This window comes from Marinomonas sp. TI.3.20, assembly GCF_038155025.1.
Classification (GTDB): domain Bacteria; phylum Pseudomonadota; class Gammaproteobacteria; order Pseudomonadales; family Marinomonadaceae; genus Marinomonas; species Marinomonas flavescens.
Genome location: NZ_JBAKAS010000125.1, coordinates 1 through 255 on the forward strand (window position 1 = coordinate 1; position 255 = coordinate 255).

The following is a 255-nucleotide window of genomic DNA, read 5'->3' on the forward strand; positions in this document are numbered from 1 at the left end:
AAACGACTACATGGTTGTCTGGCCGAATAATGCTTATTTTATTCTGTGCAACCGTCTTTGGGCGTTTGCTGATAGAGAATAATATACCGGCTGTCGTAGCGGATTCTATGTTGAGTTTGACTGACAACATTTACCTAATCTGGTTCTTGATTATCATATTCCTACTGTTTGTTGGTATGTTTATGGAAACATTGGCTGCGATTATGATCCTGACGCCTGTGTTGTTGCCTGTGACTTATAATCTAGGTATTGATC

1 protein-coding gene is annotated in these 255 nt (G+C 39.6%); it reads left to right on the forward strand.

Translation table 11 applies throughout. The features are described from left to right. Positions 1 to 29: 29 nt before the first annotated feature. Positions 30 to 255 (forward strand): TRAP transporter large permease subunit (locus V6259_RS19850; RefSeq protein ID WP_341585995.1); only part of this gene is annotated, 226 nt, incomplete at its 3' end.